This window comes from Novosphingobium sp. (genome assembly GCF_040398825.1).
In the GTDB taxonomy this organism is placed as follows: Bacteria; Pseudomonadota; Alphaproteobacteria; order Sphingomonadales; family Sphingomonadaceae; genus Novosphingobium.
Map to the genome: position 1 here is coordinate 64,659 of NZ_JBBATI010000005.1, position 20,201 is coordinate 84,859.

Sequence of the window (20,201 nt, forward strand, 5' to 3'; positions counted from 1 at the left end):
GGCATTGACGGCCGCCAAACCCGCGCGGTACGCAAGGGTCACGCGTCTGTGGCCGCCTGACCGGCGGCGTTGGCACGGGGGGAGTTAAAGATGGCGCTGGACATTCGCCCGCATGGCCGGGTCGGTGCGGAAATTCTGGGGGCTGATCTTGCCCGCCTGTCGGATGCGGACCTGGCGCAGATCCGCGCCGCGTTTGCCGATCATGGCGTGGTGTTCTTTCGCGATCAGGCGATTGACGAAACCGCGCATATCGCGTTTGCGCAGGCGATCGGGCCGATCAACATCAACCGCTTTTTCGCCGCGCACCCGCGCTATCCCGAAATCGCGCTGGTGTTGAAGGAACCCGGGCAGCGCGACAATATCGGCGGTGGCTGGCACACTGATCATTCCTATGATGCAGAACCGGCGCTGGGATCGGTGCTGGTCGCGCGCGAATTGCCGCCGGAGGGCGGGGCCACTGCCTTTGCATCGATGTATGCCGCCCATGACGCGCTGCCCGATCGGCTGCGCGCGCGGATCGATGGCGCATATGCGGTGCATTCCGCGCGGCATGTGTTCGGCAGCCGGTCCACCGCCTATGAGGCGACGCGCGATACGCGTCGCGATGGCCGGATCGGCAACGCCGCCACCGCCGACGTGCTCGAAGACGTAAAACATCCGGTGGTGATCACCCATCCGCTCAGCGGCAAACGCGCGCTCTATGTCAACCCGGGCTTTACGATCGCGATTGCCGGGCTTGAGCCGGAGGAATCGCGCGACCTGCTTGATGAAATCTATGCGCATGCGATCGATCCGCGGTTTCAGGAAACCTTTCACTGGCAACCCGGATCGGTTGCGCTGTGGGACAATCGTGCCACCTGGCACTATGCCCACAACGATTATCATGGGCACCGCCGCGAAATGCACCGCATAACCATCGCGGGTGAGGCGCTGCATTAAGCTTGGTCAGGCGCGCGCCAGCCGACCATGCTGTCGCACCGTATGCAATGTGTTGAAAAAATATGGTGATGTGGTCGGGGAGATAGGATTCGAACCTACGACCCTCTGGTCCCAAACCAGATGCGCTACCAGGCTGCGCTACTCCCCGACTGAGCCAAGCCCTTAGGTTCGCAACGCCGTTTGCGCAAGCACAAAGGCGCAACCAGGACGCCGTTTGCGCAAGCACAAAGGCGCAAACCAGGACGCCGTTCGCGCAAGCACAAAGGCGCAACCACGACGCCGTTCGTGCAAGCGCAAAGGCGCGTGCCTGTTGCCAAGTCGGTGCGAAGGCGATATTTGCCGCATTGCGACAGGTTCCCTGTGATGGGGATCAAAAGGGAACGCGGGTGAAAATCCCGGACTGCCCCTGCAACTGTAAGCGGCGAGCCAACCGGCCATCCATGCCATTGGGACACTTGTCCCGAGAAGGCGGCCGGTAAGCCCTGACCCGTGAGCCAGGAGACCTGCCTGTCGTGGTCGTTCTTCGTACCGACAGGGGTGTTCGGTGCGAGCGGGGTTTCCCTGGTGAGCGACAGTACTGGCTGCGTGGGCTGTGCGCCCGCGTCGGGCTTGGCTGTGCGTGGTGACTGCACCCCATCCCTTCGCATGCGCATGGCGCACGTCGCCGCGTGTGACTGTGCGATGGGGATGGGTAATGATGAAATTTATGGGAACGTGGCGCGATGGTATGGCGCTGGCGGTGTTTGCGCTGGGGGCACAGCCCGCCGGCGCGCATGCCGCCGTTGCTGCGGCGGATGGTGCCGCAGAGGGTGGTGATGCGATTGTGGTTTCGGCATTGCGCGTGCCGGTTGAAGAGGACCGTGTGTCCAGCAGCGTGACGGTGATCGACACCGCGGCGCTGCAACAGGCGCAACCGCTGGCGCTGACCGATGTGCTGGCCACCACGCCCGGCATCAGTGTGGCGCGCAACGGCGGCTATGGTCAACCGGCCACGCTGCGCATTCGTGGCGCCGATCCGGCCGACACGGTGGTGGTGATCGATGGCATGCGCCTGGCCGACCCCACCGCGATCACCGGCGGTTTTGATTTTTCGCGCAGTTTTATCGACGATACGGCCCGCATCGAAGTCCTGCGCGGGCCGCAATCGATCTTGTGGGGGTCGGATGCGATTGGCGGGATCGTGAATATCACCACCGTCGCGCCGACCCGGCCGCTGCAGGCTGATCTGTCGATCGGCGGCGGATCGCACCAGACGGTCGATGCCCACGCCGGGATCGGCGGGACATCGGCACTGGTTGACTGGCGGGTGTCGGGGACGGCGTTTTCGACCGAAGGCATCCCGACCCTGATCGGCGGCACACAGCCCAATGGCTATACCCGGCAGGCAGCCAGCGCGACCACCGTGTTTCATCTGGGCAAGGATGTTTCGCTGGATCTGCGTGGATTTTGGGACAGCGCGCGCAACAGTTTTTCCGACACGTTCAGCCAGCCGCCGGGCATTTATGCCGGTGATTATGCGCTGACAAAGCAATGGTCGGCCTATGCCGGGCTGAACTTTGCGGTGGCCGGGGGGCGGTTCAAAAACCGTATCGCGGTGCTGCAAAACCAGACCGATAACGAGGATTTCTATCCACTCAGCAGTTCGCCGCTGGTGTTTGTCGGCCATGGCCGCACCCGGCGGTATGAATACCAGGGCAGCTTCAATGCGGCCAAAGGCGTCGATCTGGTGTTTGGCGCCGAACGCGCAGAACAGCAGATGCGCGTCGGCAGCCCCTATGATGCGCTGCAACCCTATGATCTGTCGCTTAAACTGGCCAATACCAACAGTGTTTACGGGGAGCTGCGCATTTCCCCGGTTGCCGGCCTGACGCTGAATGGCGGGGTGCGGTATGACCATCATTCGCAGTTTGGTGGCAACACCGTGTTCAGCGCGGGTGCGGCCTATACGCCCGATCTGGGCAAAACGCTGCTCCGCGCCAGTTATGACGAGGGGTTCAAGGCGCCGTCGCTGTATCAGTTGTACAGCGATTACGGCGCGGCCAACCTTCAGCCTGAACATGCGCGCGGGTGGGAAGTGGGCGTGCAACGTTCGCTGTTTGGCAAAGCGGTGCAGCTGGGCGCAGTCTGGTGGCAGCGCCGGTCAACCAACCTGATCGGCTTTGCCTATTGCCCCTATCCGATCGATCCGGCCGATCCCGCGACCCCGCCGGCCTGCCTGATCAATGGCTATGGTTATTACGCCAATGTCGCTGCCGCCAGTGGGCGCGGGTTGGAACTGACCGCGCAGGCGCGGGCCGGGCAGCTGTATGCCCAGGCCAATTACAGCATTGTCGTCAACGAAGACCGCACGCCGGGCGCGCTGACCAACGGGGTGCAATTGCCGCGCGTGCCGCGCCACTTGTTCAACGGCGTGGTGGGGTATGATTTGCCGGGTGGGGTGACCACCAGCATTGCCGTGCGCTGGTCGGGCGCGTCGTTCGATCGGGCATCCAGCGCTGCGGTGCTGGGCGGCTATGCGGTGGTCGACTGGCGCGCCGAATGGACCACGGCCGGGGGCGTGACGCTGTTCGGCCGGGTCGAAAACCTGGGCGATCGCCAATATCAGACCGCAGCGGGTTACAACAGCCTGGGCCGCACCGCGTTCATTGGGCTGCGCGGGCATTTTTGATGCAGCGACTGCTGCCGCCAGTGATCACACCGGCGGCGGCAGTCCCTTGTTACCGGCGCCAATCAGGCGGCGTCGAGCGCCTGGGCCAGGTCGGCCAGGATATCGTCGATGTGCTCGATCCCGATCGACAGGCGCACATACCCCGGGGTGACCCCGGTGGCGGCCTGTTCATCGGGCGTCAGTTGCGAATGGGTGGTTGACGCGGGGTGGATCGCCAGGCTGCGCGCATCGCCGATATTGGCGACGTGATAGAACAGTTTCAGCGCGTTGATGAACGCCTGACCCGCCTCCAGCCCGCCGGCGAGCTCAAACCCGACCAGGCCGCCGGCCTGAATCCCTTTGGCGCCATGGGGCAGGTACTGGTCGGCCAGCGCCTTGGCCCGGCCAGTGGCCAGCGACGGGTGGATGACATTGGCGACCTTAGGGTGCGCGGCCAGAAACGCGGCGGCCTTCACGGCGTTTTCGCTGTGGCGTTCGATGCGCAGCGCCAGCGTTTCCAGGCCCTGAATGATCTGAAACGCGTTGAACGGTGACAGCGCCGCACCCATGTCGCGCAACAGGATCACCCGCGCGCGGATGATATAGGCGATCGGCCCCAGCGGCTTGATATCGCGCGCCCACACCACCCCGTGATAGCTGTTGTCGGGGGTGTTGAGCAAAGGCTGGCGTTCGGGGAACGCATCCCAATCGAAATTGCCGCCATCGACGATCACCCCGCCGATCGATGTGCCGTGGCCGCCGATATACTTGGTCGCCGAATGGACGATGATCGCCGCGCCATGGTCAAACGGGCGGATCAGCAGCGGCGCCGCGGTGTTGTCGACAATCAGCGGAATGCCGTATTCGCGGCCGATCGCGGCCACCTCCGCAATCGGAAACGGGATCAGTTTGGGATTGGGCAGCGCCTCGGCATAATAGGCGCGGGTGCGGTCGTCGGTGGCGCGGCGGAACCCTTCGGGATCGACAGGATCGACAAAGCGGACCTCGATGCCCAGGTCTTTCAGCGTGTTGGCAAACAGGTTCCAGGTGCCACCATACAGGTCGGTGGAGGTGACGATGTTGTCACCCGCGCGCGCCAGATTGAGCACGGCATAAGTCGATGCCGCCTGGCCCGATGCCACCGCCAGCGCGGCCACGCCGCCCTCGATCGCCGCGATGCGCTTTTCCAGCACGTCGGTGGTCGGATTGCCCATGCGGGTATAGATATTGCCCAGCTCTTTCAGCGCAAACAGATTGGCCGCGTGGCCGGTGTCGCGGAACTGGTACGATGTGGTCTGATGGATCGGCACGGCGACCGACCCGGTGGTCGGATCGGCACGCCAGCCGGCATGCAGCGCCAGCGTCGCCGGATGGGCGTTGGAAAGATCGGGCAGGGTGTCGGACATGGTTTCGGGCGATCCTCTGGTTGGTCGGGCATGGCGCAGGGGTCCCGCCCTGCCAAAATGTCTATTATTATGGTTGAGTATCTGGTGCCAGCAAAATGTGTGGTGGGCCCGGCAGGACTTGAACCCGCGACCTAGCCGTTATGAGCGGCCAGCTCTAACCAACTGAGCTACAGGCCCACGCACGCGAAGCAGGTAAAGGTGTGATCGCCGCTTGGCAAGCAGCGGCGTCATGCTTGTGCCGCAGCGGCAATTTCGGCCAGGTTGGCCTGTGCCACACCGCGCGCGCGCAGATGCGCAAACACCGTCCGCCACCAGTCATACATGCGGTCCAGCGCATGATCATCGCGCACATAGGGGGTATGCCCCGGCAACAGTGACGGGCTGTGGAACGAAAACACCAGCAACGGCAGCCGGTCTGCCAGCGCGGCATCGATGGCGCGCAGCGCGGCGCGGGCATCGACGCCTTCGGGGGTTAGTGGCACGCGTTCCAGCAGGCCCAGCCGCGCCAGCACGCCGCACGCACGCGGAATTCGCCACAGGCCGTGGTACAGCCACCCGCCCTGGCCGCGCAGCAATCCGCAATAGACCGTGGTCAGCGGCAGTTCCATCAGGCCGGCCTGCTTCGCCCCGCCAGTATCGTCCGCGCTGGGCCGGATGATCCACCAGGGTTGCGGCGGATGCGTGCGAAAATTGGGCCCGCCTTGTGCCGAATAATCAAACCGCGCGCGCACCGACGTGTCAAAGGTCACGCCGCCATCGGCCAGCATCCGCGCTGTCCGCGCGCCCACGCCATAGCGGCCGGCGCGATAGATCAGCGGCACTTGCCCAAATGCGGTTTCGATCGTGTGCCGCAGGCCATCGAATTTTGCGCGTTCCAGCGCTGGCGGCAGATTGCCGGCATAGCTGTTGTGGACGTTGATATCCTCATCATGCGGGGGGCTGACCCAGGGATGCAATTGCACGCCCACTTCGGCACGGCCGCTGGCCACCGCCGGCCCCAGCGCGTCGATGACGCGGGCATCGCAGGCAACCGGATAATCGATCAGATAGATCGGCGCGATCCCGATGTTTTCGCAAAATGCCTGAAACCGGCCGATCCACGGCACGTGGCGCAGGCCATGACCAAACCGGTTGAACGGCTTGGTCCAGTCAAATTCCTCTTCGGTATCGACGGTCACCACAAAGCGCGGGCCAAAACCCGGGGTGAATTGCACAAAGTCATCCGGTTGCGGGATATCGCGGATATCCGGCTCACGGCCGCCGTCTGACAAAACCAATCCCTTTGCTGCCGCAGATTGCGCCGCCTGCATCGCTGGCTCGGAAGCAACCGCGGCGCGGTCAAGTGCGACCCGGCCCGTCAGCGGCAGAGTCACGTCCAGAATAGCGCTGTTGGCGGGGCCAGGCCGGTCGACCCGGCCGCCCGCCGCGACAATTTCAGCCGCGCACAGCCGCAGCGCAAAACCCGCGCCCAGCATGCCGGTGGCGTGCGCAGAACCGGCGCGCGCCAGGTCGGGCGCGAACAGCGCATTGTCATCACGCTGCGCCAGTGCGGCCGGCAGCGTCAGCGCCAGGTGGGCATTTGTGCCCGCGCCGCCACCGTCGGTCAGCGTCAGCGTCAGGCGTTCGCCCGGTGCCGCCGCGGCCATCAGCGTCGATACCAGCCGCCACAGCGTCCGTTCCGCCTCTGCCACCGGCATCGTCACCGGCAGGGGGTGATCGGGGACGGCCCAGCGCAGGCGGATTTCGCGCGGGGCCATCATTGGTTCCAGCTGGGCGATCAACCGGGTCAGGATGGCGGTCAGATCGGCGCCGGCCAATTCGTCAGGCGTCGCCGGCGCGTCGATCCGGCCGGTTTCCAGCCGTACCAGCCGTTCGACATCTTCAAACCCGGCCAGCATCCGCGCCGCATCGGCCGCGATCGATGCGGCCAGGCTGCGGTACTGGTGCGGCGTGGGGCCCAGCAGCTGTTGCTGAATCAGTTCGGCAAAGCCCTGGATCGCGTTGATCGGCGTGCGCAGTTCGTGCAGCAGCTGGTGCAGCGTGTCGGTGCCGGTGTCGTGTGGCGGCCGGCCGGCTGCGCCCGCGGCGGGTGCGGCCGCATCCGGCGCAGGCCGGCGCAGCCGTGCGCGGTATCCGGTGAACTGCCCGGCGTCGGCGCCAAATTGCGGCACCGCGTCGATCCGCCAGGTCCCGGCAATCCGCGCCGCGCCATCGACCGCCAGCGCACCCGCGACAATCGGCCGGCGCGCGCGAAACGCCGCCAGCGAACGGGCATCGACCGATGCGGTGGTTGCCGGTGATGCAATGACAAACGGCGTGTACCCGACCATCTGCGCCGGATCGACGCCGTCGGCGGCAATGATCGTGCCCGCCGCATCGATCACGATGTCTGCCGTCGTCGCGATCGGTTCCGCACCTGGTTCGTCGGCAAAGGGCAGGCGGGTCTGGCCGGCAATGGTGGGCACGTCTCCGTGCGGGTGGCTGGTCGCGCGGTCGCGGCGAAACGCCTCAATCCGGCGGACGATCGCGCCAATCCCTTCGCGCGCGGCGGGGTCGGCGCGGCGCGCGGGATCGATCGGCAGCGACAGCAGTACGCCGCCCGCGCCTGCGCCGGCCGCCGCAGCGATCACGGTTGCATCCGGCACTGCTTGATCCGGCACCGCTTGATCCGGCACCGCTTGATCCAGCTGGGCGGCGTCGGCGCCATCCACGGGGGCAGGTTGCACAATGGCCTCGGCCTGGGGTGCCGACAACACGAAATCATCGATGCCCAGCCGGTTCAGCAGTGCGACCACCGGCGGGCCCAGATCGCGGCGATGGCGCAACAGCCCGCGCGCGTGGATCGGCAGGCCGGGCACCAGCTGCACCCATTGCGCATCGGTCAGCGTGCTGTGCGCGATGGCGGCCTGGGCGGTGCGCGGGCCGCGCGTGACCAGATGCGCCACCAAGCGTGGCGATTGCAGCGTGCACGTCTTTGTCAGCACGGCCGCGGCTGCATCACCCAGCGTGGCATGCAGGTCGTCAAGCCGTTGCAAAGCCGTGGTTTCGCGCGTGCCCCAGTGCGAATCGGGAATCCGGCCCAGGATATCCACCAGCTGGCGCAGTTGCGTGTTCAGGCCCGCCCGGCCGGCCGCCTGCGTGCGCAGTACGGTATCAAGGCGGTCATCAACGATCATCTGTGCTCCGCTTTGCCGACACCGGTGGCCCCTGTCACGCGACTTGTTTGGCCCGCGTCCCGAAACGGATCGATCCCGCAACCGGTCATGGTCGTGACGCTATGCCTTGTTAACCCTAACAAAAAGCGGGCGCGGGAAAAGCGCGACCTTGACGGCGTTGCAATGTGGGACGATTGCGCAAAGGCAGAATAAAATTATAATCAGGCACGGTTTGGCTCTGCGAATCTTGCGCCCTTCGATTCTTGATTGCGCGAGTCTTGATCGCGTAAATCCTGACCGCACGGGCTGTCAGACCGATGGCCCGCCGGAACGCTCGTTTTTTTTCGTTTTCCACACACGTCCGGCTGTCCTTATGGCCGACGCTCTGACCAGGTAGCAACGAGGACCATGGCGACACTGGATGCAATCGACCGGCAACTGCTTGCCGAACTGCAGGCCGAAGGCCGGGTTACCAATGTCGAACTGGCCCAGCGGGTCGGGTTGACCGCGCCACCGTGCCTGCGCCGCGTGCGCGCGCTGGAAGAATCAGGGGTGATTCGCGGCTATCACGCCGATCTTGATCCATCCAAACTGGGTTTTGCCATCACCGTGTTCGCGCTGGTCAGCCTGAAAAGCCAGGCCGAAGAGGCGCTGCGCCAGTTCGAAGAGCATATGCGCGGCCTGCCCGAAGTGCGCGAATGCCACATGCTGAATGGTGAGATCGATTTCATCATCAAGATCGTGTCGCGCGATCTGCAAAGCTTTCAGGAATTCCTGACCAGCAAACTGACGCCCGCGCCCAATGTCGCCAGCGTCAAAACCTCGCTGACCATCCGCACCGCCAAACAGGTCCCGGGCGTGCCGCTGGAGGATCTGGGCTGACGCCAGGCGCGATTGGCATTGTAATCAGCACCATTTGATGCGATATATCGTGCCTGACCCAGGAACCGTTCATGCGCACCACGCTCGCCCTCGATGACGACCTTGTCGCCAAAGCCCAGGCATTTACCGGGTTGAAGGAAAAATCATCGCTCGTGCGTGAGGCGCTGACCGCGTTGATCGAACGTGAAAGCGCGCGTCGCCTGGCCAGGCTGGGCGGAAGCGAGCCAGACGCAGTGGCCGTGCCGCGTCGTCGCCCAGGGGCCGATCCGGCTTGATTCTGGTCGACAGTTCGGTGTGGATCGATCACTTGCGTCAGGCCGATGGCGTGCTGGCGGATTTGCTGAATCGCGCCCGGGTGGTGTGCCATCCGTTCGTCATCGGCGAACTGGCGCTGGGCAGTTTTCGCGCACGCGCCACAATCATCGGCGCGCTTCAGGGTTTGCCAAGGGCAGTGGTTGCGAATGACGATGAAGTCATGGCTTTCATCGACGATCACGGCCTGCATGGCCAGGGCATCGGCTATATCGACGTGCATTTGCTGGCATCGGCGCGGTTGAGCCAGGGCACAACGCTATGGACGCGCGACCGACGATTGCATGCCGTGGCGGCACACTTTGGGGTGGCGGCTGCGATCCACTGAACCAATTGCCCTATTTCGCCTGCGCGCGCTCATGGTGGCGGATCACTTCCTGAATCACGAAGCGCAGGAATTTTTCCGAAAATTCGGGGTCCAGCCGCGCGTCCTCGGCCAGTTTGCGCAGGCGTGTGATCTGGCGTTCCTCGCGGCCAGGATCGCTGGGCGGCAAACCGTGTTCGGCCTTGTACGCGCCCACCGCCTGGGTGATGCGGAACCGTTCGGCCAGGATGTGGATCATCGCTGCATCGATGTTGTCGATGCTTTGGCGATAGCCATCCAGCACGGCGTCGTTGCTCATCGTCTCTCCATCCCCCCGGGCGGGCCGGCGCGGCTCAATTGCACCTTGGGAACGCTTAACCATGTAACTTGTGACTTGCCAAGCGCCGGCCCACAGGCCAATCGATGGGGCGATGTCTGCCACGATCCATCCGCTGCCCCGCCGTGGGGCACCCTCGCTGCAGCCGCTCATGGCGCTCGTTGCCGAAGGCATGAACAGTGTCAACGCGGTGATCCTTGACCGGATGCAATCGCGCATCCCGCTGATCCCGACGCTGGCCGGGCACCTGATTGCCGGGGGCGGCAAACGGATGCGCCCGATGCTGACGCTCGCGGGTGCGGCGCTGGTCGGCTATGGCGGCAGCCGCCATTACCAGTTGGCCGCCGCGGTTGAATTCATCCACACCGCCACCTTGCTGCACGATGATGTGGTCGATGGGTCCGACATGCGCCGCGGCAAGCAGACCGCCAATATCGTCTATGGCAATCCGGCCACCGTGCTGGTGGGTGATTTCCTGTTCAGCCGCAGTTTTGAACTGATGGTGGAGGACGGGTCGATCAAGGTGCTGCGCATCCTGTCCAACGCGGCGGCGGTGATTACCGAGGGCGAAGTGGACCAGCTGGTCGCGCAACGCCAGATCGAAACCAGCGAAGAACGCTATCTGTCGATTATCAATGGCAAGACTGCCGCGCTGTTTGCCGCTGCCTGCCGCGTCGCCGCGGTGGTGGCCGAACGGCCCGAAGCGGAAGAGCTGGCGCTCGATTCGTATGGCCGCAACCTGGGCATTGCGTTCCAGCTGGCCGACGATGCCATCGATTATGATTCCGACACCGCCGAAATGGGCAAAGATGCCGGCGACGATTTCCGCGAGGGCAAGATGACGCTGCCGGTGATCCTGGCCTATGCCCGCGGCAACGAGGCGGAGCGCTCTTTCTGGAAAGAGGCGATCGCCGGGGATCGCAACAGCGATGCCGATCTGGCGCACGCCATCACGCTGATCCGCAAACATGATGCCGTGCACGCCACCCGCGAACGCGCGCGCCACTATGCGCAGCGCGCGATCGACGCGATTGCCGCTTTTCCTGGTGGCGATGCCAAGGCGGCAATGATCGAAGCGGCCGAATTTGCGGTGGCGCGGCGGTTCTGATCCCCGCCGCTGCCGCATTTAGAGCCTGATGACATTAGATTGACCCACCGGGATTGCCCTGAAAAGCTCCGTGGGGAGGAGCGGCGCGAAGGCCGGGCTGGTTGCCCGGACAAGCGCTGCGACGCTGCCACGGGGCTTTTCAGGGTAACCCCTTCGGGGCGGGCCGATTTTGGCCCATCGCAGCGTCGATCGTCGGTCACAATGGCCCGCATTGCTCCCTCCTCTCTTCTCGCGCTGGGCCAAAATCGGCTCCGTCACGGTGGGTCAATCTAATGTCATCAGGCTCTAGCCCATCGGATACATGATCTCGCGGCTGATGCCGTTGACCGCCTTCATCGCGTCATCGGGCAGAACCAGGTCGATCGCGGCCAGAATCGGATCGAGCTGGTCTTCGCTGCTGACACCGACGATGGTCGATGCGACAAAGTCGTGCTGTTTTGACCACGCCACCGCAAAGGTTACCGGGTCGATCCCGTGTTCGGCCGCCAGCGCGGCATAACGTTCGGCGGCGGTGACCGACTTGTCGTTGACAAAGCGACGCGCCATCGCCTCCTGCCGGCCGCCCATGGCCAGATAGTTGCTGAACCGCGCGCCCTGTGGCCGCGCGCCGGCGCTGTATTTGGTCGCCAGCACGCCACCGCCGATGGGTGAATAGGGGATCAGGCTGACCCCTTCCTGGCGACAGACTTGCGCCAGCTCATCTTCGAACCGGCGGTTGATCAGGCTGAAATTGTTCTGGATGGTGTGATAGCGCGCCGCGCCCAGTTTTTCCGACGCGGCGATCGATTTCATCAGGCCCCACGCTGTTTCGTTGGAACAGCCCAGCACGCGCACTTTGCCGGCGCGCACCAGTTCGTCCAGCACGTCCATGGTTTCGTCATAGGCGGTACCGTGGTCGGGCCAGTGGGTCTGGTACAGGTCGATGTAATCGGTGCCCAGCTTGATCAGGCTGTCTTCGACCGCGACCATGATGTTGCGCCGGTCCAGCGCGGTCATGCCGTTGCGCTTGGGGCTTTTGAACCAGACATGGCTGGGGCCGGACACTTTGGTGGCCAGGATGATCGCATCGCGCGGCTTGGTTTTCAGCCATTTGCCGACGATTTCCTCGGTCACGCCCACCCATTTGGTATCGGGCGGCACCGGATACCCTTCGGCCGTGTCATAAAAATTGATGCCGGCGTCATAGCTGCGGTCCAGCACGCGCAGCGCGGTGGCCTCGTCAGTCTGGCTGCCAAAGGTCATCGTGCCCATGCAGATGTCGGACACGACAATGGCGGACGTGCCAAGACGGCGATGTTGCATCGGGAAATTCTCCGTGATCGGGTCTGATCGATTAAGCCGCGCAAGAACGTTGCAGCTTGCAACCTGATTGCCCGACATCGCCGCGCGCGGTCAAGGGGTGGCGCACCGATCGGTCACCGCCGCGGCCGCCGCCACAGGCGCCACAGGCACCACGTGGTCGTGGCGGACACCGCGCCGATCAGCAGCGCTGTGGCGGCAGCGGCCAGGCCGCTGAGCACCAGCGACCGCACCAGATCGGCCACCACGGTAATCGCGGTCTTCATCGCCCTATTTCCAACGCGCCTGTCCTGGCCGGCAAAAATCACCAACGCGGCACCGCTTCTGCCACAAACCGGGCTCGCGCGGGCAAGTTTTCCCCGATTTTCGACGAATTGAACCAGGCAGGCCCTGCATTGTACAATCCACGTGTTTATACGGCCCGGTACTCTCCACTTGCCCCGCTCGTATTACAGGATCGTCCGTGCCCACCTGGCCCTTTGGCAAATCGCTGCTCTGCAAACTGTTGCTCTGCATCGCCCGGTCGGTGCCGGCAGGCGCACTTGCCATCGTCGGAACGGGTGTGGCGCCAGCCACTGCCCGCCCGGCGCCCGCAGCCGTGACCGACACTGTGGCCGTCGCCGCTGTAAAGCCGCCGGCGCCACCACTGGCAACCGTGGCGCTGACCTATGACGATTTGCCCGGGATCGTGCTGAAACCCGATCAGGCCTATCTGGATGCGACCAACCGCGCGCTGTTGCGCGGGCTGAAGCGCCACCATTTTCCCGCGATCGGGTTCGTCAACGAAGGCAAGCTGGACGAAATCGTGCGCAAGCGCCAGATTCGCGTGCTGAAATGGTGGATCAGGGCCGGCTATGACCTGGGCAACCACACCTTTTCGCATTCAACCCCCAACGAGATCGGCGCGGCCGCCTATATCGAGGATATTGCCCGCGGCGAAACGGTGATCCGGCCGATGATGACGCGCGCCCACCGCGTGCTGCAATGGTTTCGCCATCCCTATCTGGAAACCGGCAATACCGAGGCTGTGCGCGCCCCGATCAACCACTGGCTGGCCACGCACGGCTATCGCATCGCGCCGGTCACCATCGATTGCGATGACTGGGAATTTGCCGAACCCTATGACAACGCGGTGATGGCCGGCAACAAGGTTGAGGCGGCGCGGATTCGCAACGAATATCTCGCCTATACCGAACGTACCATCGGCTGGTACCGGCGCGGGTCGCTGGCACTGTTCGGGCGCGATATTGCCTATGTCATGCTGTTGCACGACACCCGGCTGAACGCCGACACATTTGAGGGCTTTGCCGCAATACTGGCGCGGCAAAACCTGCAACCGGTCACGCTGGACCAGGCCCTGCGCGATCCCGCCTATCAGACCGCTGACAGCTATGTCGGCAAGGACGGCGTCGAATGGCTGGAACGCTGGTCGCTGACGCTGCACAAGGAACTGCCCTGGGACGATTACGAGGACGTGCCCAAGGGGATCGTGAAGGAATATGACCGGCTCGACAGCCAGTAAGCTCTGCCGGCCATGGCGCCGTCTTGCCCGGCAACCTTAGCGTTGCAGGGCTGTCAGCGCCGCGCTCACCGCCTTTACCACCGAACTGCCGGCGATCGGCGCCACGATCAGCGCGACCAGGTTGACCACCACGATCAGGCCCAGGATGCGTTCGCCACGCTTGCTCAGCCGGCGCTGCCCCGATGCCGGGCGGGGCGTCGGTGGTGGCACCGGGGGCCATTGATCGCGCAGATCCAGAAACATGGCGATACCTCTCATCGCGATCGCTGCTTGCGGCGGTGATAATACCATCACCCCGATTCCAGCGTCGTTTGTATGACAGTAACACACGGATTCGGGGCGTAAATGGCCCATGTGGGGCAGGCCTGGCGTTTGGTACAAAAGTGCGACAGGCCGATGCGACGACACTGTTGGCGCGGCCATTTCGCGGTTATGGGCTGTCGCCGTGACCCGATTGCCGATCCACGATGTGCTTGATGATCTGCTGGCCGTGCTGGCGCAGACCAGCGCCGCCGTGCTGATCGCGCCGCCGGGCGCGGGCAAGACCACCGCCGTGGCGCCCGCGCTGATCCGCCAGCCGTGGTGCCAGGGCACGGTTATCGTGCTCAGCCCGCGGCGGGTCGCGGCGCGCGCAGCGGCCGAACGCATGGCCGAACAACTGGGCGAAGCGGCCGGGGCGACGGTGGGCTATGTCACCCGGCTGGACAGCCGGCGGTCGGCAGCCACGCGGATCGTGGTGATGACCGAAGCCATTTTCGTGGCGACGATCCTGAACGATCCCGAACTGGCCGGGATCAGCGCGGTGCTGTTCGATGAAGCGCACGAACGCCACCTTGATGCCGATCTGGGCCTGGCGCTGGCCATCGAGGCGGCTACGGTATTGCGCCCCGATCTGCGCCTGCTGGTGATGTCGGCAACGCTGGATGGCGCGCGGTTTACCGATCTGATCGCCGGCGCTACCGGCGTGCCGGTGCCACTGATCGAAAGCGCCGGCATGGCCCATCCGCTGGCGATCCGCTGGCTGGGTTGGCGCGCCGATCAACCGGTGGAGGCGCAGACGGCCGCCGCGATCGCGCGCGCCTGGGGCGAAACCACCGGTGACATGCTGGCATTCCTGCCGGGACTGCGCGAAATCGAACGCACGGCCGAATTGCTGGCCAGCCGGCTGCCACAGGCGCTGGTCCTGCCGCTGCACGGGCAGGTCGAACCGGCGGCGCAGCGCACCGCCATCCGCCGCGATGCCGATGGGCGCCGCCGCGTGGTGCTGGCGACCAGCATTGCCGAAACATCATTGACGCTGGATGGGGTGACGGTGGTCATCGATGCCGGGCTGTCGCGCCAGGCCGAATTTGACAAGGCTGCCGGGGTGACCCGGCTGGTCACCACGCGCGCCAGCCAGGCCGCCGCCGCGCAACGCGCCGGGCGCGCCGCGCGGCAGGGCCCGGGCATTGCCTATCGCCTGTGGGAAGAGGCGGCGCATGCCGGGCGCGCCGGCTTTGCCCCGCCCGAAGTGCTGGTCAGCGATCTGGCCCCGTTGGCATTGTCGCTGGCGCAATGGGGTGCCGCCGATCCCGGCACGATGGCCTGGCTGGACCCGCCACCCGCTGCCGCGCTGGCGACGGCGCGCGCGGCGCTGGTGGCGCTGGGCGCGGTGGATGAAGACGGGCGGATTACCGCGCACGGGCGGGCTTGCGCGCAATTGCCGATGGAACCCGCGCTGGCGCACATGCTGCTGTTTGCGGCGGGCTGCGGCCGCGATGCGTGCGCGATGGCGGCGCGGCTGGCGCTGCTGTTGCAGGAACGCGGGCTGGGCGGGCGCAGCGATGATCTGGCGCGGCGGCTGGATGGCCTGGCCGCCGACCGGTCGGCGCGGGCCGGCGCCGCGCGCGATCTGGCGCAGCGCTGGGCCCGCGCGGCGCTGCACCTGGTGCCGCAAGCGGTCCCGGTTGATGTGCCGCCAGCGGTGTTGCTGGCCGAGGCTTTCCCCGATCGCATCGCCCGCGCGCGGTCGTCCAGCGGTGAAGAATGGCTGGCGGCGGGCGGGCGCGGCTATCGGCTGGACACCGCATCGCCGCTGGTGACCGCGCGCTGGCTGGTGATCGGCGATGCGCAAGGGTCGGCACGCGGCAGCCGCATCACCGCCGCACTGGCGCTGGACGAAGCTGATCTGCTGCGCCATCTGCCGCACCGGCTGACCCAGCGCACCACGCTGGAATGGAACGCCGATGACGCCCGGGTAGAGGCGCGGGTGGAGCGCCGGCTGGGTGCGATCGTGCTGGCACGCGTGCCCGATCCCGCGCCCGATCGCACTGCTGTCACCGCGCGGCTGATCATGGCGGTGCGCGACCACGGGCTGGCACTGCTGCCGCTGGGCAAGGCCGCGACCGCGCTGATCGAACGCGCGCGCCATGCCGGGCTGGCTGCGCTGTCTGAATCGCAGCTGCTGGCCGATGTCGAACTGTGGCTGGCGCCGCTGCTCGACGGGCGGCGCGATTTCGCGATTGCGCCGGCGCGGCTGCACGATGCGCTGCTGGCGCGGCTCGACTGGGGCCAGCGGCAGACGCTGGACCGGCTGGCGCCCGCCGAATTCATCTCCCCCGCCGGCACCAGCCATGCCATTGATTACGACCATGATGGCGGCCCGACGGTGGAATTGCGGGTGCAGGCGCTGTTCGGGCTGGACCGTCACCCGCTGATTGGCCAGCCGCCGCGCCCGCTGCTGCTGTCGCTGACCTCGCCCGGTGGCAGCCCGATCCAGACCACCGCCGATCTGCCCGGATTCTGGCGCGGATCATGGCGCGACGTGGTCAAGGACATGAAGGGCCGCTATCCCAAACACCGCTGGCCGGAGACACCGTGGACGGAATCCGCCAGTTTGAAGACGCGCAACGCGTTTGAGCGCGAAAGCAAGAAATGACTCGCCTCGCGAATCTTGCTGCGACGCAAAAACACACTTGATTTGCGCCGCGCTTTGGTCGCAAGCGCAGATCATGACCGCACGCATCTATCAGCGCCCCAAAAACGCCATGCAGTCGGGCCGGGCCCGCACCGACCAGTGGTTGCTGGAATTCGCACCCGCAGAGGCCAGGCAGCCCGACCCGTTGACCGGTTGGGCCGGATCGGGCGACACCCAGGCGCAAGTGGTGCTGACCTTTGCCAGCCAGGCGGAGGCGCAGGCCTATGCCGACCGCCACGGCATCACCGCACATGTCACCGCGACTCCGCCGCGCCGGCTGAAACTGCAAAGCTACGCCGACAACTTCCGCTAGGACTGGCCACGCCGCCCGTTCCCGGCTTGCAATTGTGGCGCATCGGCGTCATAGGCCGCGCCGGGAGTCGGGTGGACGTTTGCGTTCGCCAACCTGGTCAGGTCCGGAAGGAAGCAGCCACAACGATCAGCGGCGGGTCGCCCGGCTCCTTTTCCATCATCTCTATATCCCGGCATCATCCGTCCCGGCCACCGCCTTCATGCGCAGCCGTGCGGTCAGGCGTGATCCGGTCGCGGGCGCGGTGCCCATGACCTTGCCCAGTCCGAATGGCGGCATGTTGGCATAGATCGATTCGTGGCCGTCCTGCGGCACGCAATAGGTTTCGTGATAGATGCCGACAGTGCCGTCATTGCCCACCGCGCGGTTGAACGCGGTCCATGCCGGCCAATGCTGCCGGTCGCGCGCACGGGCATAGCGTTCCAGACTGTCGAAATCGCGCCAGTATTGCACCAGCATGATGGTCCGCCAGGGCTGCAACAGTGTTTCCGCGCCCAGAAATCCGCTGGCCGGATCGCGGTACAGTTCGTTCAGCATCGGGCCCATCGATCGCACCACTGGCAGCCATTTTCCGACCTTGTGAAAATGGTTGATGCGCATGCCGATCAGAAACACCACCAAGGGGCCGTTGTGATCGGCGGCCAACCGCCCCGGTTGCACCTGTGTCATCGCCATCCCTGCACCCGTTTTGCATGTGGACGATCCGGGACCATCCATTCGACTTTCGCCCGCCAAGCCGGTACCTATCACGGCGATGCCCGATTCCAATGACATGTTTGGCGATCCGTCCGGCCCGGACGATGACACCCCGACCGCCGCCGAGCTGGAGGCGGCCGGGCAATCCGCGCTGTTTGGCGATCCTGCGCCACCGCCATCTGTGCCAGCCGCCATTGCTGCGCCCGCCACTGCTGCGCCCGCGTCCGCCGTAGCCGCGCCCCCGCAACCCTATCGCGTGCTGGCGCGCAAATACCGGTCGCAGACCTTTTCCGAACTGATCGGCCAGGACGCGATGGTGCAGACGCTGGCCAACGCCATCCGGCGCGGGCGGCTGGCGCATGCGTTTTTGATGACCGGCATTCGCGGTGTGGGCAAAACGTCTACCGCGCGGCTGATTGCCAAGGCGCTGAATTGCATCGGCGCCGACGGGCAGGGCGGCCCGACCATCGACCCGTGCGGGGTGTGTGAACCGTGCTGCGCGATCGCCGAAGGGCGGCATATCGATGTGATCGAAATGGACGCCGCCAGCCATACCGGTGTCGATGACATGCGGGCGGTGATCGATGCGGTGCGCTATATGGCGGTGACCGCGCGTTACAAGATCTACATCATCGACGAAGTCCACATGCTGAGCAAGAACGCGTTCAATGCGTTGCTGAAAACGCTGGAAGAACCGCCGCCGCATGTGAAATTCCTGTTCGCCACCACTGATGTGGAAAAGCTGCCGGTGACCGTGCTGTCGCGGTGCCAGCGGTTTGATCTGCGGCGGATCGAGGCGCCGGTGCTGACCGCGCATTTTCGCATGATCTGCGAAAAGGAAGCGGTGGCGATCGATGATGAGGCGCTGGCGTTGATTGTCGCCGCTGCCGAAGGATCGGTGCGCGACGGGTTGTCGATCCTCGATCAGGCGATCAGCCATGCCGATCTGGCCTCTGCGGGTGGGGTGGATGGCGGCGTCACGCAGGTCAACGCCGCGCAAGTGCGTGAAATGCTGGGGCTGGCCGACCGGGCGATGCAGCGGCGGCTGTTTGCCGCGCTGCTGGCGGGCAATGCCCGCGCGCTGATTGATGAAATTGCCGGGCAATATGCGCTGGGCGTTGAACCGGTCGCGCTGATGCGCGCGCAGCTTGATCTGGTGCACCGGGTCACCCTGGCGCAAGTCACCGGCGCCTGCGATGCCCCTGGCGAAGACGAACGCGCGGAAATCGAACACTGGGCCAAAACGCTGGGCGCGGGGCCGCTGCACCGGCTGTGGCAACTGGCATTGAAGGGATACGACGAAGCGCGCAGTGCGCCAGACCCGCTGGCGGCGGTGCAGATGGCGCTGTTGCGGGTGATGCATGCGGCGGACATGCCCGATCCGGGCGGGCTGGTGCGCCAGATCGAGGGCATGTTGCGCGATGCCGCGCACGCCGCACCCGGTGCCCCTGCGCAGGCTGGTGCGGGTGATGCGCCGGTGGCCACCGGCACGCCGGCGCCGCGCCCGCGCGCGGCGGTCGATTGGGCGGCGCTGGTCGAACAGGTAGAGGCATCGGCGCCGCTGGTCGGATCGACCATGCGGCTGGCGGTGCGGGTGATCGACCTCGCACCGGGAACGCTGCGCTATGCGCTGGCGCCCGGCATCCCCGGCGATCCGACCAATGACATGCGCCGCGCGCTGGAACTGGCGACCGCATCGGCCTGGGATGTCGTGCGCGCAGAAGGCCCGGACGCAGGCATCGCCGCGCCCAGCCTGGAAGAGGCGCGCGCCGCGCAGGTGGCCGCGCAGGATGCGGCCATGCACGAAGACCCGTTGGTAAAGGCGGTCCTGGCGGCCTTTCCCGCAGCACAGATTGTCAATGAGCCAGGCTCGGCCGAGCCGGGTGCCAGACCGTGGAGCAAGCGCGCATGAAATCGATGGAAGAGATGATCCAGGCCGCCCAAAAGGCTGCCGAAACGATCCAGAAGCAGATGGAAGATGCGCAAGGCCGGCTTGACGCGATCGAGGTTGAGGGCGTTGCGGGGGGCGGGCTGGTGCGCATCCGCGCCTCTGCCAAAGGGCGCGTGATCGGCGTGGCGATCGATGACAGCCTGCTGGTGGTGGCGGACAAGGGCATTTTGGAGGATCTGGTCGCCGCCGCGTTCAACGATGCGCGCACCCGCGCCGACGCCACTGCCGCCGCCGAAATGCAGAAAGTGCAAATGGCCGCGGGCATTCCACCGGGTTTCAAACTGCCGTTTTAACCTGATCTTGCCGGGCATTCTGTCCGGGACTATACCGTATGGCGCACCGTGCGCGGGGGAGTGGTCCTGTGCAATCGCACCGGC

General features: G+C 65.5%; 18 protein-coding genes, 2 tRNA genes, 1 other RNA gene and 1 riboswitch. Of the genes, 12 read left to right on the forward strand and 9 right to left on the reverse strand.

The features are described 5' to 3' along the window. Positions 1–90: 90 nt before the first annotated feature. Positions 91–939, forward strand: coding sequence for a TauD/TfdA dioxygenase family protein (locus ABWP89_RS04430; RefSeq protein ID WP_353227517.1), 849 nt, complete (start codon positions 91–93; stop codon positions 937–939). A 71-nt stretch (positions 940–1,010) separates the two neighbouring features. On the opposite strand, the gene ABWP89_RS04435 is transcribed toward ABWP89_RS04430, so the two are convergent. Further along, positions 1,011–1,087 (reverse strand) — tRNA-Pro (locus ABWP89_RS04435). 186 nt (positions 1,088–1,273) lie between these two features. Further along, positions 1,274–1,464, forward strand: a riboswitch (cobalamin riboswitch). A 169-nt stretch (positions 1,465–1,633) separates the two neighbouring features. Here ABWP89_RS04435 and ABWP89_RS04440 point away from each other — a divergent pair. Continuing rightward, positions 1,634–3,607 carry a TonB-dependent receptor plug domain-containing protein gene (locus ABWP89_RS04440; protein WP_353227519.1) on the forward strand — a complete coding sequence of 658 codons (1,974 nt, stop codon included), beginning with the start codon at positions 1,634–1,636 and terminating at the stop codon, positions 3,605–3,607. A 62-nt stretch (positions 3,608–3,669) separates the two neighbouring features. On the opposite strand, the gene ABWP89_RS04445 is transcribed toward ABWP89_RS04440, so the two are convergent. From ABWP89_RS04445 to ABWP89_RS18025, 3 genes are all read right to left on the reverse strand, one after another. Beyond that, complete coding sequence (locus tag ABWP89_RS04445) at positions 3,670–4,992, reverse strand: O-acetylhomoserine aminocarboxypropyltransferase/cysteine synthase family protein (RefSeq protein WP_353227521.1); 1,323 nt, start codon at positions 4,990–4,992, stop codon at positions 3,670–3,672. Positions 4,993–5,092: 100 nt separating this feature from the next. Further along, positions 5,093–5,169: transfer RNA gene (locus ABWP89_RS04450), tRNA-Ile, on the reverse strand. A gap of 50 nt (positions 5,170–5,219) precedes the next feature. Beyond that, positions 5,220–8,168, reverse strand: a complete 2,949-nt coding sequence (locus tag ABWP89_RS18025) for a histidine kinase dimerization/phospho-acceptor domain-containing protein (RefSeq protein ID WP_502915229.1) — start codon at positions 8,166–8,168, stop codon at positions 5,220–5,222. Between the two features lie 387 nt (positions 8,169–8,555). Here ABWP89_RS18025 and ABWP89_RS04465 point away from each other — a divergent pair, with 387 nt between their 5' ends. The 3 genes from ABWP89_RS04465 to ABWP89_RS04475 all read left to right on the forward strand — a co-directional run bounded on the left by ABWP89_RS04465 (position 8,556) and on the right by ABWP89_RS04475 (position 9,669). Continuing rightward, positions 8,556–9,029: an Lrp/AsnC family transcriptional regulator gene (locus ABWP89_RS04465; RefSeq protein WP_353227522.1), complete on the forward strand. Its 474-nt coding sequence runs from the start codon at positions 8,556–8,558 to the stop codon at positions 9,027–9,029. Between the two features lie 71 nt (positions 9,030–9,100). Further along, positions 9,101–9,304 carry a type II toxin-antitoxin system VapB family antitoxin gene (locus tag ABWP89_RS04470; RefSeq protein WP_353227523.1) on the forward strand — a complete coding sequence of 68 codons (204 nt, stop codon included), beginning with the start codon at positions 9,101–9,103 and terminating at the stop codon, positions 9,302–9,304. Further along, positions 9,301–9,669, forward strand: coding sequence for a type II toxin-antitoxin system VapC family toxin (locus ABWP89_RS04475; RefSeq protein ID WP_353227524.1), 369 nt, complete (start codon positions 9,301–9,303; stop codon positions 9,667–9,669). The genes ABWP89_RS04470 and ABWP89_RS04475 overlap by 4 nt, the downstream gene beginning before the upstream one ends. Before the next feature lie 10 nt (positions 9,670–9,679). Here the strand turns inward: ABWP89_RS04475 and ABWP89_RS04480 are convergent, their stop codons facing one another. Next, positions 9,680–9,964, reverse strand: coding sequence for a chorismate mutase (locus tag ABWP89_RS04480; protein WP_353227526.1), 285 nt, complete (start codon positions 9,962–9,964; stop codon positions 9,680–9,682). Positions 9,965–10,076: 112 nt separating this feature from the next. Here ABWP89_RS04480 and ABWP89_RS04485 point away from each other — a divergent pair, with 112 nt between their 5' ends. After that, the gene (locus ABWP89_RS04485; RefSeq protein WP_353227527.1) at positions 10,077–11,090 is read left to right on the forward strand and encodes a polyprenyl synthetase family protein; all 1,014 of its coding nucleotides are present in this window, start codon (positions 10,077–10,079) and stop codon (positions 11,088–11,090) included. A gap of 285 nt (positions 11,091–11,375) precedes the next feature. On the opposite strand, the gene ABWP89_RS04490 is transcribed toward ABWP89_RS04485, so the two are convergent. Further along, entirely contained in the window at positions 11,376–12,392 is a 1,017-nt protein-coding gene (locus ABWP89_RS04490) for an aldo/keto reductase (RefSeq protein ID WP_353227529.1), read from the reverse strand. 113 nt (positions 12,393–12,505) lie between these two features. Beyond that, complete coding sequence (locus ABWP89_RS04495; RefSeq protein ID WP_353227531.1) at positions 12,506–12,655, reverse strand: hypothetical protein; 150 nt, start codon at positions 12,653–12,655, stop codon at positions 12,506–12,508. Positions 12,656–12,852: 197 nt separating this feature from the next. Between ABWP89_RS04495 and ABWP89_RS04500 the strand changes: the two genes are divergently transcribed. Further along, positions 12,853–13,911 carry a polysaccharide deacetylase family protein gene (locus tag ABWP89_RS04500; protein ID WP_353227533.1) on the forward strand — a complete coding sequence of 353 codons (1,059 nt, stop codon included), beginning with the start codon at positions 12,853–12,855 and terminating at the stop codon, positions 13,909–13,911. A 36-nt stretch (positions 13,912–13,947) separates the two neighbouring features. On the opposite strand, the gene ABWP89_RS04505 is transcribed toward ABWP89_RS04500, so the two are convergent. Further along, positions 13,948–14,169 (reverse strand): hypothetical protein, encoded by a 222-nt coding sequence (locus ABWP89_RS04505; protein ID WP_353227534.1) that lies wholly within the window; start codon positions 14,167–14,169, stop codon positions 13,948–13,950. Positions 14,170–14,356: 187 nt separating this feature from the next. Between ABWP89_RS04505 and hrpB the strand changes: the two genes are divergently transcribed. The 3 genes from hrpB (at position 14,357) to ffs (ending at position 17,335) form a co-directional block, all read left to right on the forward strand. Next, entirely contained in the window at positions 14,357–16,828 is a 2,472-nt protein-coding gene (gene hrpB / locus ABWP89_RS04510) for an ATP-dependent helicase HrpB (protein ID WP_353227535.1), read from the forward strand. A 73-nt stretch (positions 16,829–16,901) separates the two neighbouring features. Continuing rightward, positions 16,902–17,180 (forward strand): ETC complex I subunit, encoded by a 279-nt coding sequence (locus tag ABWP89_RS04515; RefSeq protein WP_353227536.1) that lies wholly within the window; start codon positions 16,902–16,904, stop codon positions 17,178–17,180. A 60-nt stretch (positions 17,181–17,240) separates the two neighbouring features. Continuing rightward, an RNA gene (gene ffs / locus ABWP89_RS04520) (signal recognition particle sRNA small type) lies at positions 17,241–17,335 on the forward strand. Between the two features lie 7 nt (positions 17,336–17,342). Here ffs and ABWP89_RS04525 read toward each other — a convergent pair. Beyond that, on the reverse strand, positions 17,343–17,852 hold the full coding sequence (locus tag ABWP89_RS04525; protein WP_353227538.1) for a DUF4188 domain-containing protein: 510 nt from the start codon (positions 17,850–17,852) through the stop codon (positions 17,343–17,345). 79 nt (positions 17,853–17,931) lie between these two features. Between ABWP89_RS04525 and ABWP89_RS04530 the strand changes: the two genes are divergently transcribed. Continuing rightward, a complete protein-coding gene (locus ABWP89_RS04530; RefSeq protein WP_353227540.1) occupies positions 17,932–19,785 on the forward strand; it encodes a DNA polymerase III subunit gamma/tau in 1,854 nt (617 codons plus the stop codon). Beyond that, complete coding sequence (locus tag ABWP89_RS04535; RefSeq protein WP_353227541.1) at positions 19,782–20,117, forward strand: YbaB/EbfC family nucleoid-associated protein; 336 nt, start codon at positions 19,782–19,784, stop codon at positions 20,115–20,117. Before ABWP89_RS04530 ends, ABWP89_RS04535 begins: the two co-directional genes overlap by 4 nt. The last annotated feature ends 84 nt before the right edge of the window (positions 20,118–20,201 follow it).

Coding starts and splice junctions, on each gene's coding strand:
- ABWP89_RS04430 (WP_353227517.1), top strand. CDS start 91: ATGGCGCTGGACATTCGCCCGCATGGCCGGGTCGGTGCGGAAATTCTG.
- ABWP89_RS04440 (WP_353227519.1), top strand. CDS start 1,634: ATGATGAAATTTATGGGAACGTGGCGCGATGGTATGGCGCTGGCGGTG.
- ABWP89_RS04445 (WP_353227521.1), bottom strand. CDS start 4,992: ATGTCCGACACCCTGCCCGATCTTTCCAACGCCCATCCGGCGACGCTG.
- ABWP89_RS18025 (WP_502915229.1), bottom strand. CDS start 8,168: ATGATCGTTGATGACCGCCTTGATACCGTACTGCGCACGCAGGCGGCC.
- ABWP89_RS04465 (WP_353227522.1), top strand. CDS start 8,556: ATGGCGACACTGGATGCAATCGACCGGCAACTGCTTGCCGAACTGCAG.
- ABWP89_RS04470 (WP_353227523.1), top strand. CDS start 9,101: ATGCGCACCACGCTCGCCCTCGATGACGACCTTGTCGCCAAAGCCCAG.
- ABWP89_RS04480 (WP_353227526.1), bottom strand. CDS start 9,964: ATGAGCAACGACGCCGTGCTGGATGGCTATCGCCAAAGCATCGACAAC.
- ABWP89_RS04485 (WP_353227527.1), top strand. CDS start 10,077: ATGTCTGCCACGATCCATCCGCTGCCCCGCCGTGGGGCACCCTCGCTG.
- ABWP89_RS04490 (WP_353227529.1), bottom strand. CDS start 12,392: ATGCAACATCGCCGTCTTGGCACGTCCGCCATTGTCGTGTCCGACATC.
- ABWP89_RS04495 (WP_353227531.1), bottom strand. CDS start 12,655: ATGAAGACCGCGATTACCGTGGTGGCCGATCTGGTGCGGTCGCTGGTG.
- ABWP89_RS04505 (WP_353227534.1), bottom strand. CDS start 14,169: ATGAGAGGTATCGCCATGTTTCTGGATCTGCGCGATCAATGGCCCCCG.
- ABWP89_RS04515 (WP_353227536.1), top strand. CDS start 16,902: ATGACCGCACGCATCTATCAGCGCCCCAAAAACGCCATGCAGTCGGGC.
- ABWP89_RS04525 (WP_353227538.1), bottom strand. CDS start 17,852: ATGGCGATGACACAGGTGCAACCGGGGCGGTTGGCCGCCGATCACAAC.
- ABWP89_RS04530 (WP_353227540.1), top strand. CDS start 17,932: ATGCCCGATTCCAATGACATGTTTGGCGATCCGTCCGGCCCGGACGAT.
- ABWP89_RS04535 (WP_353227541.1), top strand. CDS start 19,782: ATGAAATCGATGGAAGAGATGATCCAGGCCGCCCAAAAGGCTGCCGAA.